Below are 12,533 nucleotides of genomic sequence, written 5' to 3'. Positions count from 1 at the left end.
GGATCAGCTGAGGCGCTCGAGCACCATCGCCATACCCATGCCGCCGCCGACGCACATGGTCTCGACGCCGAACGTCTTGTCGTGCGTGGTCAGGTTGTTCAGCAGCGTGGTGGTGATGCGCGCACCGGTCATGCCGAACGGGTGGCCGATCGCGATGGCACCACCGGAGACATTGAGCTTGTCCTCTTCGATGCCGAGGTCGCGCGCCGATCCGAGGACCTGGACTGCGAAGGCCTCGTTGATCTCGAACAGGTCGATGTCGGAGATGGACATGCCCGCGATCTTCAGCGCCTTACGGGTCGCCTCGATGGGTCCGAGGCCCATGATCTCGGGGGACGTGCCGGTCACGCCGGTCGAGACGATGCGGGCCAGCGGGGTCAGGCCCAGTTCCTTGGCCTTGGTGTCGCTCATGATGACGAGCGCTGCTGCGCCGTCGTTGAGCGGGCACGCGTTACCGGCGGTGATGGTGCCGTTCGGGCGGAAGACCGGCTTGAGCTGGCTGATCTTCTCGTAGGTGGTGCCGGCGCGAGGGCCGTCGTCGGTGTTGACGACGGTGCCGTCGGGCAAGGTCACCGGGGTGATCTCCCGCTCGAAGAAGCCTGCGTTGATGGCCTCTTCGGCGCGGTTCTGGCTGCGGACGCCCCAGTGGTCCTGATCCTCGCGGGTGATGCCGGTGAGCAGCGCGACGTTCTCGGCCGTCTGGCCCATCGCGATGTACGCATCGGGCAGCTCGCCGTTCTCGCGGGGATCGGTCCAGCTGTCCGCGCCCTCTTCCTGCGCCTTCTTGGTGCGGGCCTCGGCGTCGGCGAAGATCGGGTTGTGGCTCTCGGGCAGCGAGTCGGAGCTGCCGTGGACGAAGCTGGACACGCTCTCGACACCAGCGGAGATGAACACGTCACCCTCGCCTGCCTTGATCGCGTGCAGCGCCATGCGGGTGGTCTGCAGCGAGGACGAGCAGTAGCGCGTGATCGTCGTTCCGGGCAGCGAGTCGTAGCCGAGCTGCACTGCGACGATACGAGCGAGGTTGTTGCCCTGCATGCCGCCGGGTAGACCGCAGCCCAGGAGGAGATCGTCGATGTCCTTTGGGTCGAGCGAGGGCACCTTGGCCAGCGCGGCGGCGACCATCTGGGCGGTGAGGTCGTCGGGACGAATGTCCTTGAGCGAACCCTTCATCGCCCTGCCGATCGGTGAGCGCGCGGTGGCGACGATGACTGCCTCTGGCATGAGATCTCCTTCGAATCGATACTGCGTGACTACAGTGCTACCGCCGGGTAGGCGATGTCTCCCGTCCGAACTTACAACCCCGCCGATTCGTCACCGGCACGACGTACGAGATCCTCCGACGCAGTGACGATCTCGGCATCGAGCTCGGCGCTTCTCCGACGCAGGAAGCGATCGAGTGCGGCCGTCGCGCGGGGGATGGCCTTGCGTGACTCGGCGGCAGCGGACACGGTCGGCAGCTCGGGCAACGGTCCGCCGTGCCACACGCCCAGCGCCGATGCGAGTACCGGCAGAATCTGCTGAGCGGCGAGCTCGTACCCCGCGGCCGACGGGTGAAAGCGGTCGGCCGAGAACATGGTGTCGGGCGCTGCCAGGAACTCGGGGGAGAGCAGATCGGCCAGAGCCACCGGATGGCCACCGGCGCTGAGAGTCCTGGCCGTCTGGGCGTTGGCGAGACGTCGACCCCAATTGCGGACGACGGTGCGCAGCGGCTGCGGGATAGCCGTCACGACACCGAGATCGGGGCACGTGCCCACTGCCACGACGCAGCCCTTGGCCGTCAATCGTTCGACGGCGTCGCCCAGCCGGGCCGCCGACGCCGGGATGGAGAACTTCTTGGTGACGTCGTTCGCGCCCACGAAGATGACCGCTGCGTCCGGGGGCGGGCCCGCGACGAACATCGCGTCGACCTGGCCCTCGAGCCCCTTCGAGGTGGCACCGGCAATCGCTTTGGTGCTCAATCGAATTCGTTGCCCGGTTTCCTCGGCAAGTCCGCGGGCGATCAGTACGCCGGGAACTTCGTCGGCTACGGTGCAGCCCACGCCGGCAGCGGTGGAGTCGCCGAAGATCATCAGGTGAATATCTGCTGAATTTCCCATCCGCCACCGTTCCGGGGCCGCGCATCCGGCGGTGTAGACGCCGTCCGCCTCCGGTGGCTTGGCGGTGGTGCGCCCGATGACGCCGCGGGCCGCCGCGGCCTGCGCCATCAGATGTCGGTACGCGGCCCAGGATGCAGTCCCTGCTCCGGAGCCTGCAAGTACTGTCGCGGCGCTCGCTTTAGCAGCGGTACGCCATCCGCTCGCCGTCACAGATCGATCCCTCTCCTCGTGCCGTTGTGACCATCGTATGCGGGGTATCGACGGCCGTGACCGAGAGTGAAATAGGTGCATCTGGGAAGATGGAGCAATGCGCATCGCACAGCACATCACCGAACTCATCGGCAACACCCCGTTGGTGAAGTTGTCCACCGTCGTCGGCGACGGTGCAGGCACTGTCGCGGCCAAGATCGAGTACCTCAACCCGGGTGGTTCGTCCAAGGATCGCATCGCGGTGAAGATGATCGACGCGGCCGAGGCAGCAGGGGAACTGAAGCCCGGCGGCACCATCGTCGAGCCCACGTCCGGCAACACCGGCGTCGGTCTCGCCCTGGTCGCTCAGCAGCGTGGCTACAAGTGCGTGTTCGTGTGCCCCGACAAGGTCGGCGAGGACAAGCGCAACGTGCTGCGCGCCTACGGAGCCGAGGTCGTCGTCTGCCCCACGGCTGTCGCACCCGACGACCCCAACAGTTACTACAGCGTCTCCGATCGACTCGTCCGCGAGATCGACGGAGCCTGGAAGCCCAACCAGTACTCCAACCCGGCCGGCCCGGCCAGCCACTACGAGACCACCGGTCCGGAGATCTGGGCCGACACCGACGGCAAGATCACGCACTTCGTCGCAGGCGTCGGTACCGGCGGAACCATCTCCGGCACCGGCAAGTACCTCAAGGAGGTCTCCGGCGGCAAGGTCAAGGTCATCGGCGTCGACCCCGAGGGCTCGGTCTACTCCGGCGGAACCGGGCGTCCGTACCTCGTCGAAGGTGTCGGCGAGGATTTCTGGCCGACCGCCTACGACCCGTCCATCCCGGACGAGATCATCGCCGTCTCCGACAACGACTCGTTCGACATGACTCGGCGTCTCGCTCGCGAGGAGGGCCTGTTGGTCGGCGGTTCGTGCGGCATGGCTGCCGTCGCCGCGATCCAGGTCGCCGAGCGCGAAGGTCCCGACGCCCTCGTCGTCGTACTGCTGCCCGACGGCGGCCGCGGCTACCTGGCCAAGATCTTCAACGACTCGTGGATGTCCTCGTACGGCTTCCTGCGTTCGCGTCTGGACGGCAAGACTCACGAGACCTCCGTCGGCGAGGTGCTGCGCGGAAAGTCGGGTGCGCTCCCGGATCTGGTGCACACCCACCCGTCGGAAACCGTGCGCGACGCCATCGAGATCCTGCGCGAGTACGGCGTCTCGCAGATGCCGGTCGTCGGTGCCGAGCCTCCCGTCATGGCAGGCGAGGTTGCCGGCAGCGTCACCGAACGCGATCTGCTCAGCGCGGTCTTCGAAGGTCGCGCCGCGTTGGCAGACCCCGTTGCCAAGCACATGAGCGAGCCGTTCCCACTGATCGGAGCCGGCGAAACCGTCTCCGACGCCACCAAGGCACTCGGCGAGTCCGATGCTCTGATGGTCGTCGAAGAAGGCAAGCCCGTCGGCGTCATCACTCGCCACGACCTGCTCGGATTCCTCAGCAAGGGTGCCTAGCGGCAGTGGTGCGGTTGAGCGCCCCAGGGGGCACTCAACCGCACCACTGCGCGTCAGCGCACTGCGCTGGTGCCGGTCAGTGCCTGGCCGATCACGAGTTGATGGACCTCGGATGTGCCCTCGTAGGTGAGGACGGATTCGAGGTTGTTGGCATGACGGAGCACCGGGTATTCCAGCGTGATTCCGTTGGCCCCCAATATCGTTCGGCATTCACGAGCGATCTTGATGGCCTCGCGCACGTTGTTGAGCTTGCCCAGTGACACTCGTTCGCCCGGCAGTTCGCCCTTGTCCTTGAGCCGGCCCAGATGCAGTGCGAGCAGCTGACCCTTGCCGAGCTCGAGGGTCATGTTCGCGAGCTTGGCCTGAGTGAGCTGGTACCCGGCGAGTGGCTTGTCGAACACCGCGCGGGTCTGCGAGTACTCGATCGCCGATTCGATGCAGTCCCGCGCCGCGCCCATCGCACCGAAGACGATGCCGAAGCGCGCCTCGTTGAGGCAACTCAGAGGTCCGCGCAGACCGCTGGCCTCGGGCAGCATCGCGTCGGCAGGCAGTCGGACGTCGTCGAACACCAATTCGCCGGTGATCGAGGCACGCAGCGACAGCTTCTTCTTCACGGTGTTGGCGGTGAATCCCGGTGTATCGGTGGGAACGACGAATCCGCGGATCTTGTCGTCGGTCTGAGCCCACACGACGGCGACATCCGCGACGGGTCCGTTGGTGATCCACATCTTGCTGCCGTTGAGGATCCAGTCGTCACCGTCGCGCTTGGCACGGGTGAGCATGCCGCCGGGGTTCGATCCGTAATCGGCCTCGGTGAGCCCGAAGCAGCCGATCAGCGATCCCTCGGCCATGCCCGGGAGCCACTGCTGCTTCTGCTCCTCGGAGCCGTACTTCCAGATGGCGAACATCGCGAGCGAGCCCTGCACCGAGACGAGCGATCGGATGCCGGAGTCGATCGCTTCGAGCTCGAGGCAGGCCAGGCCGTACGCCGTCGCGGACGTTCCGGCGCAGCCGTAGCCCTCGAGGTGCATGCCCAACAGGCCCAGCGAGCCCAGCTCCTTGGCCAGCTCGCGCGCCGGCACCGTGCCCTCGTCGAACCAATCGGCGATGTGCGGACGAATGCGCTCGTTACCGAACTTGCGGACTGTGTCCCGGATCTGACGTTCCTCGTCGTCGAGGAGTGAATCGATCGCGAACAGTTCGTCGACGCTCTGGGAGTTGGCCACGGTGCCTCTTTCCGCTGGGGGTTGTCTTCGCAGGTTACCCACGCCCCCGCGCGGCGACGCAGGCCGATTAGGGTGGAGGCCATGAGTGAGCAGCGCAGCAAGGCAGACAACACCTCCTGGCAGGGCTTTTCCACGAAGGCAGTGCATGCCGGATACGAGCCGGATCCGCTGACCGGCGCGGTGAACGTGCCGATCTACGCCAGCTCCACCTTCGCTCAGGACGGCGTCGGCGGCATGCGCAGTGGATTCGAGTACGCGCGCACCGGCAATCCGACGCGTCGGCCGCTCGAGGCCAATCTCGCGGCCATCGAGTCCGGCACCTACGGTCGCGCGTTCTCCTCCGGCATGGCGGCCACGGACTGCCTGTTGCGCTCGGCGCTGCGTCCCGGTGATCACCTCGTCATCCCCAACGACGCCTACGGCGGCACGTACCGGTTGATCGACAAGGTCTTCACCCAGTGGGGCATCGAGTACTCGGTGGCTGCGGTGTCGGACGTCGACGAGGTGCGCGCGGCGATGCGTCCGAACACCAAGCTCGTCTGGGTCGAGACGCCCACCAACCCACTGCTCAACGTCGGAGACATCGAGGCATTGTCGGGCATTGCGCACGAGGGTGGGGCCAAGCTCGTCGTCGACAACACCTTCGCGTCGCCGTATCTGCAGCAGCCTCTGAGCCTCGGTGCCGACGTGGTGCTGCACTCGACGACCAAGTACATCGGCGGACACTCCGATGTCGTCGGCGGCGCTCTGGTGACCGACAGCGAGGAACTGGACGCGGCCTTCGCGTTCCTGCAGAACGGCGCGGGTGGCGTTCCCGGACCGTTCGACGCGTTCCTGACCTTGCGCGGCATCAAGACTCTTGCGCTGCGGATGGAGCGACACAGCGACAACGCCGAGAAGATCGTCGAATTCCTCGACGGGCATCCGGCCATCTCACAGGTCATCTACCCCGGACTCGAATCTCACCCGTCTCATGCTGTCGCCGCGAAGCAGATGCGACGGTTCGGCGGGATGGTCTCCGTTCGTCTGGCCGGTGGCAAGCAGGCTGCGCTGGACTTCTGCGCGAAGACCGAGATCTTCACGCTCGCCGAGTCTCTGGGCGGCGTCGAATCGTTGATCGAGCATCCCGGTGCGATGACCCACGCCTCGACGGCCGGTTCGTTGCTCGAGGTGCCCGACGATCTGGTGCGTCTGTCGGTCGGTATCGAGGACGGTGCCGATCTGGTCGGTGACGTCGAGCAAGCGCTGGCATGATCGTCGCACTGATCGACTCGGGCCTCGGGATGCTCCCGACGGCTGCGCGGCTGCGACAAGCGCGCCCCGAGCTCGATCTGGTGCTGATGATGGACCCCGACAACGCTCCGTGGGGACCCAAACCCGATGGGTGGGTCGTCGATCGAGTGGTCGGCACCGCCCAGCATGCAGTCGAACTCGGTGCCGAGGTGGTCGTGCTTCCCTGCAACACCGCCAGTGTGACGGCGCTGAGTCACGTTCGGGCCGCGCTCGGTGACACGATTCCGGTGGTGGGTACCGTTCCGGCGATCAAACCCGCTGCAGCGGTGAGTGATCGGATAGCGATCTGGGCGACGGCGGCCACGACCGCGAGCGCCTATCAGGGGCGTTTGATCGAGCAGTTCGCCTCGCACCGAACGGTGACGAGTGTGGCGTGCCACGGTCTGGCGGATTCGATCGACCGTGGTGACGAGCGGGGGATCGGTGCCGCCATCACCGCGGCCGTGGCCGCGACACCCGCGGACGTCGAATCGATCGTGCTGGGTTGCACGCACTACCCACTGGTGTTGGACCGGATCGTTTCGCAGCTGCCGGGCGACGTCACGATGTTCGACAGCGCCGAGGCGGTGGCCAACCAGACGGTGCGACGCGTCGACGAAGTCGGTTCGAGCGGTTCGGGCACCGGCTGCGTCTCGGTGTGGTTGAGCGGAATCGAGGGCGACTTGCCTGCGAGCGCGCAGCGGTACCGCGAAGGAAAACTGCTGCGGGGCGACGCACGAGCCGAGCAACACTGACCGTCGGGGAATGCCGGGCGCTCCCGAGCGTTGTCTTTCACTGAGCTAACGGTTACTGCGGTGAAGGGAAACACATGGTCGGCGTGGGCACTCGGACTCCAGTGGAACGGACGGCGGTGCGCATGCCGCATCGGTACGCGTTCTGGGTCGTCGGCGTCGCCTTTCTGGTTCTGATGGCGTCCGCGTCGGCACCGTCACCGCTGTACCCGGTGTACCAACAGGCCTGGGGATTCAGCGCTCTCACCCTCACGGTCATCTTTGCCGTCTATGCGGTCGCGTTGCTGTCGACGTTGCTCACCGTAGGTAGTCTGTCGGACCACATCGGGCGCAAACCCATTCTGATCGCTTCACTGATTCTCCTTGCCGTCAGCTTGATGCTGTTCATCGTCGCCGACAGCGTCCCGGTACTCCTCGCGGCTCGCGTCGTGCAGGGAATTGCTGCGGGTGCGGCCACCGGTGCGCTGAGCGCAGCCGTCATCGACCTGCAGCCCGACGCGTCCACCGGACCGTTGCTCAACAGTGTCGCGCCCTCTCTCGGCCTGGCAAGCGGCGCGCTCGGGGCCGGATTGCTGGTCCAATTGGCTCCTGCGCCCGACATCTTGGTGTTCGCGTTGCTGATCGGCGCGGCACTGATCCTCGCGGTGGCACTGCTGTTCGTCCCCGAGACCTCGGCACTGCGTGGCTTCGATTCCCGACGTCACCTCGCCTCGACCCTGCTGCCGAGGATGTCGATCCCCGCGTCGGTGCGGGCACCGTTCCTGCTCATCGCTCCCGCTCTGTTCGCGACCTGGTCGCTCGGCGGGTTTCACCTCTCGCTCGGGCCGTCGATCATCGGCACGGTGTTCGACGTGGACAACCACATAGTGGGCGGGTTGGAGATTTTCGCGATGTTCGCCTCGGGCGCGGTGGCAGCTGCAGTGGTACGCAACGGGTTTCCCCGCACCGTGATGATGATCGGGGCGACGGTGTTGGCGGCAGGTGTCGCGCTCTCCCTGGCGTCGGTGCAGATCGAGTCGATCGTGCTGTACTTCGTCGGGGCTGTCATCGCCGGATCGGGCTGGGGAGCAACATTCCTCGGTTCGATGCGCACGCTCGGCGCGCTGGTCCCCGCAGCGGAGCGAGGTGGGGTGTTCGCCACGACGTTCGTCATCAGCTACCTCGCGTTCAGCCTGCCCGCCGTGGTCGCCGGGCTGGCCGTGCATCGCCTCGGCCTGAGCACGACGGTGCAAGTGTACGGAGGGTTCGTCATCACGCTCGCGCTGATCTCGGTTCTCGGATTCTCTCTGGCGCAGCGGCGAGATCGATAGTGCACCAAAGCTTGTGAGTTCTCCTCTGCCGAGGGTGAGCGAGTACTCCTACCCGATCGGGTAGTTCGGTCGAGTCGTTGGCAGGGTTCCCGCCTCGAGGTGTTCCCACGCGGTATCGGGCAGGGGAGTGTGGTCATCAGTGAGACGCCGATCACAGAGGAAGGCGTCTTGTACTCACACTCACCGAGGAGACACCGATGGTCATCGAGCTCAACCAGATCTGGGAATTCCCCATCAAGGAGTTTCACCCGCTGCCGCGCGCCAAGCTGGGAGTCGGCGCCCACGACATGATCGGTGTCGAGGCCAAGGAACTCGGATTCAAGCGCTCGCTGCTGGTCACGACCGGTCTGCGCGGATCGGGCATCATCGAGGAACTGATCGGCAAGATCGAGTACCAGGGCGTCGAGGTGGTCCTCTACGACAAGGTCGAGTCCAACCCCAAGGACTACAACGTCATGGACGGTGCCGCGCTGTACCAGAAGGAGAAGTGCGACAGCGTCATCTCCGTCGGTGGTGGCTCGAGCCACGATGCGGCCAAGGGCATCCGCGTCGTCGTCGCCCACGACGGCCGCAACATCAACGAGTTCGAGGGATTCTCCAAGTCGACCAACAAGCAGAACCCGCCGCACATCGCCGTATCGACCACTGCCGGAACGGGTTCGGAGACATCCTGGGCCTACGTCATCACCGACACCTCGGACATGGAGAAGCCGCACAAGTGGCTCGCCTTCGACGAGGCGTCGACACCGACGCTGGCACTGGACGACCCGCTGCTCTACTACACCTGCCCCCAGCAGTGGACCGCGTTCTGCGGCTTCGACGTCCTCGCCCACGGCGCAGAGCCGTACGTCTCGCGGCTGGACTTCGCGCCGTCGCTGGGCAATGCGATCTACTCGATCGGGCTGGTCTCCAAGCATCTTCGTGAAGCTGTGTACGACCCGGGCAACCTGAAGGCTCGCGAGGGCATGATGAACGCCCAGTACATCGCCACACAGGCCTTCAACTCCGGTGGACTCGGCGTCATCCACTCGATCTCGCACGCGATCAGCGCCTTCTACGACAGCGCGCACGGCCTCAACAACGCCATCGCTCTACCGCGCGTGTGGGAGTACAACCTGCCCTCGCGTTACGAGCGCTACGCCGAGATCGCCGTGGCCATGGGCGTGGACACGAAGAACATGACCACCGTTCAGGCTGCCGACGCGGCAGTCGAGGCGGCCATCAGGCTCGCCAAGGACGTCGGAATTCCGGACAACTTCGGATCGATCCGTTCGGCGACGTACGACAAGAACCGGATGAACACCGGCAAGTACGCCGGCAAGGGCGACGTGATCAAGGGCGACGAGAAGTCGGTTCTGAAGATCTCCGAGCACATCCAGGAAGACTGGTGCACCCCGGGCAACCCCCGTGAGGTGACCGTCCAGTCGATGATTCCCGTCGTCTCGCACGCGATCAACGAGTCTTACTGATGCTTCGCAGTGGTGCGGTTGTGTGCCCCGGGCGGCGCACAACCGCACCACTGCGCCGCCTGAAAGGAAGCACATGACCTCGCTGTCGACAGTGCGTAGCGACGACACCGGCACCGTTCGATTCACCGACGCCGCCGATCTGCAGCGCGCGCTCGGAGAGCAGGACTACATCGCGGACGACGATCTCGCCACCGTGGTGCATCTGGCGACAGCACTCGATCGCCCACTGCTGCTCGAAGGCCCCGCGGGCGTGGGCAAGACCGAGCTGGCGAAGTCCCTGGCCGCGGCGAGCGGACGCAAGCTGGTGCGCCTGCAGTGCTACGAGGGTCTCGACGACAATCGGGCCCTCTACGAGTGGGACTACGCCAAGCAACTTCTGCACGTGCAGATGCTGCGCGAGCACATCGGCGCACTCACCCAGCACGTCACCGACATCGACGACGCCTCGAAGATGCTCGCCGCCAGAGACTTCGGCCTCTACTCCGAGCCCTTCCTCGCCGTGCGGCCCCTGTTGGAATCGGTGCTCTCCGAGGAGCCGGTGGTGCTCCTGGTCGACGAGGTCGATCGCACCGAGGAATCGATGGAGGCCTTGCTGCTCGAGGTGCTTGCCGAGAAGCAGGTGACGATCCCCGAGGTCGGTACGTTCACCGCGCGCAGCGATCCGTGGGTGATACTGACCTCCAACGACACTCGTGAGCTGTCGTCGGCCCTCAAACGTCGCTGTCTGCATTTCCATCTCGATTATCCGACCGCGGCGCGTGAGCGCGAGATCGTCACTGCTCGTGCCCCCGAGGTGCCCGCGCACATCGTGTCCGAGATCGTGGAGCTGGCAACGGAATTGCGTGAGCTACCGCTCCGCAAGAGCCCGTCGATCTCGGAAGTGATCGATGCGGCTCGTATCGCCTCGGTCCTCGGTCATACCGAAGACACCCGCAAGTACCTGCTCGCGGCCCTGGTGAAGTACTCGTCGGACATGAAGATCGCGCTGGCCGGACCGGTCGCAGAAACACCCTCTGCAGCAACATCACTCGGAACGGTCGTCAACACGACCGCGTCGGCCTTCAGAGGGCACGGTGGACGCGACAAGGGTGGCATCGGAATACGACGATGACCGTGGCACAAACGTTCTCGGCATCGGTGGTGCTCGATGTGCTGGCTGCGGTGTTCGGGCGCACGCTCAGGCACTTCGGAGTAGCGGCGTCGCCGGCAGAGGTCATCGAGGTACGACGCGTCCTCGGACTTCTCGGGGCACGTGACCTGGCGGTGTTGCGCGCGGCCTTGCGTGCGACGTGCGCCAAGTACGACCACGAACAGCACGGTTTCGATCTGGCCTTCGAGTCGATGTTCAGGGCACCCGTCGAGAGCGCTACGGACGAGCATCGTTCGCCACTGGGAGCGCAGGTAGCAGGCGGATTGCCGACGGACCTGGACGTCGGCGCAGACCAGGAAGCGGCCAAATACGCCGAATACAACGAGCGTGCGGTCGAAATCGGTGATCTGCTCGACGCCCCGGAAGCGGACAAGGGCTTCAACCCGCACAAGGACGACGACGACATCAGTCTCTCGTCCGAGGACCACGATCTGTCGATCGACACCGACGGCGACATGGGTCGACGGGGTGTCACCTACACCGTCGACCTGGAGCGGTCCGGGTCGACGGCGGCCGGGGAGTTGGCGTCGAGCACCAGCGGAGCTGTTGCGGGACAGCTGAAATGGGAGGATCCGGCGAGCATCCTGGCGTGGTTCGATGCCTACGATCCGAGTAGCGTCTACGGCGACGGGAGTGATTCCGGTCCACTGAGTGCCGCGATGCTGGACCGGATCACCGATGCCGTCGAGGCTTTCGTCGCGGCGCTGGGTGAGCTGACCGGCACGATGTCCTCACCGGTACCGATCGACGGTGCGGCGCAGGCGATGGACCGGCACGCCGAGATCGAGCGCGCGAGTCACGAAGTGCTGCGGCACATGCGCGGCACCCCCCGGCCGCGGCCGCGTGAGCACTCGCGAGGGCCGTTGGACATGAGGCGCACCGTGCGATCGAGTCTGCGGACCGATGGAATTCCGTTTCGTCTGGTGACGAAGACACCGGTACCGGACAAGGTCCGACTCCTCGTGCTTGCGGACGTCTCACTGTCGGTACGGCCCATCACCGCGTTCACCTTGAGGCTGGCGCAAGCCATGCATGCGCGCGCACATCGATGCACGGTGATGGGGTTCGTCGATGCACCGGTGGACGTGACGACCACCCTGCTCGGCAGTACGGGGGACGGCGCGCTGGCGGCGGTGCTCGCGGATGCGCGTCTGGACCTCGAAGCCAGTAGCGATTACGGCAGCACGTTCGCCGATCTGCTGGACTCGCATGCCGAGGTGCTGAACAAGCGCACCGCGGTGATCATCGTCGGCGACGGCCGGTGCAACGGCCGCCCGTCGGGGCTCGATGCGCTGGAGAAGATTCGAAACAAGGTGCATCGAATCGCGTGGATCACCCCGGAAGCGCGCCGCTACTGGGCGCAGGCCGCATGTTCGATGGAGGACTACGAGCAGATCTGTGACCGGGTTGTGGTGGCGAGGGACGGGCAACAGCTGACGGCGCAGGCAGCCGAACTGGGGCATGCGCTGTCGTGACCTGACCGTGAGCGCCCACCACCTACCCGATCGGGTAGGTCGGAACCTGGCCCGGTGCTGGTGGGATTCGACGTACCCCCCTCGTAG

The 12,533-nt window shown here is 65.7% G+C and carries 10 protein-coding genes; 7 read left to right on the top strand and 3 right to left on the bottom strand.

The window, feature by feature from the left end:
• Window positions 1–3: 3 nt before the first annotated feature.
• Both AYK61_RS08595 and AYK61_RS08590 read right to left on the bottom strand, forming a co-directional pair.
• Window positions 4–1,224, bottom strand: coding sequence for an acetyl-CoA C-acetyltransferase (locus tag AYK61_RS08595; RefSeq protein ID WP_068051627.1), 1,221 nt, complete (start codon window positions 1,222–1,224; stop codon window positions 4–6).
• A gap of 71 nt (window positions 1,225–1,295) precedes the next feature.
• Window positions 1,296–2,309 carry an SGNH/GDSL hydrolase family protein gene (locus tag AYK61_RS08590; protein ID WP_121870492.1) on the bottom strand — a complete coding sequence of 338 codons (1,014 nt, stop codon included), beginning with the start codon at window positions 2,307–2,309 and terminating at the stop codon, window positions 1,296–1,298.
• A 97-nt stretch (window positions 2,310–2,406) separates the two neighbouring features.
• On the opposite strand from AYK61_RS08590, the gene AYK61_RS08585 reads away from it, so the two are divergent.
• Window positions 2,407–3,792: a cystathionine beta-synthase gene (locus AYK61_RS08585; RefSeq protein WP_121870491.1), complete on the top strand. Its 1,386-nt coding sequence runs from the start codon at window positions 2,407–2,409 to the stop codon at window positions 3,790–3,792.
• A 53-nt stretch (window positions 3,793–3,845) separates the two neighbouring features.
• Here the strand turns inward: AYK61_RS08585 and AYK61_RS08580 are convergent, their stop codons facing one another.
• Window positions 3,846–5,018 (bottom strand): acyl-CoA dehydrogenase family protein, encoded by a 1,173-nt coding sequence (locus AYK61_RS08580; protein WP_121870490.1) that lies wholly within the window; start codon window positions 5,016–5,018, stop codon window positions 3,846–3,848.
• Window positions 5,019–5,099: 81 nt separating this feature from the next.
• Here AYK61_RS08580 and AYK61_RS08575 point away from each other — a divergent pair, with 81 nt between their 5' ends.
• From AYK61_RS08575 to AYK61_RS08550, 6 genes are all read left to right on the top strand, one after another.
• Window positions 5,100–6,272 carry a cystathionine gamma-synthase gene (locus AYK61_RS08575; protein WP_121870489.1) on the top strand — a complete coding sequence of 391 codons (1,173 nt, stop codon included), beginning with the start codon at window positions 5,100–5,102 and terminating at the stop codon, window positions 6,270–6,272.
• Window positions 6,269–7,045, top strand: coding sequence for a glutamate racemase (locus AYK61_RS08570; protein ID WP_121870488.1), 777 nt, complete (start codon window positions 6,269–6,271; stop codon window positions 7,043–7,045). The genes AYK61_RS08575 and AYK61_RS08570 overlap by 4 nt, the downstream gene beginning before the upstream one ends.
• 122 nt (window positions 7,046–7,167) lie before the next feature.
• Complete coding sequence (locus tag AYK61_RS08565; protein WP_121872575.1) at window positions 7,168–8,352, top strand: MFS transporter; 1,185 nt, start codon at window positions 7,168–7,170, stop codon at window positions 8,350–8,352.
• A gap of 197 nt (window positions 8,353–8,549) precedes the next feature.
• Window positions 8,550–9,821 carry an NDMA-dependent methanol dehydrogenase gene (mdo, locus tag AYK61_RS08560; RefSeq protein WP_094639073.1) on the top strand — a complete coding sequence of 424 codons (1,272 nt, stop codon included), beginning with the start codon at window positions 8,550–8,552 and terminating at the stop codon, window positions 9,819–9,821.
• A 73-nt stretch (window positions 9,822–9,894) separates the two neighbouring features.
• Window positions 9,895–10,932 carry a MadB family AAA-type ATPase gene (locus AYK61_RS08555; protein ID WP_121870487.1) on the top strand — a complete coding sequence of 346 codons (1,038 nt, stop codon included), beginning with the start codon at window positions 9,895–9,897 and terminating at the stop codon, window positions 10,930–10,932.
• Window positions 10,929–12,446, top strand: coding sequence for a MadC family VWA domain-containing protein (locus AYK61_RS08550; protein ID WP_121870486.1), 1,518 nt, complete (start codon window positions 10,929–10,931; stop codon window positions 12,444–12,446). Before AYK61_RS08555 ends, AYK61_RS08550 begins: the two co-directional genes overlap by 4 nt.
• The last annotated feature ends 87 nt before the right edge of the window (window positions 12,447–12,533 follow it).

This window comes from Rhodococcus sp. SBT000017, assembly GCF_003688915.1.
Taxonomy (GTDB): Bacteria; Actinomycetota; Actinomycetes; order Mycobacteriales; family Mycobacteriaceae; genus Rhodococcoides.
This window is presented reverse-complemented; position numbering and strand designations above follow the sequence as displayed.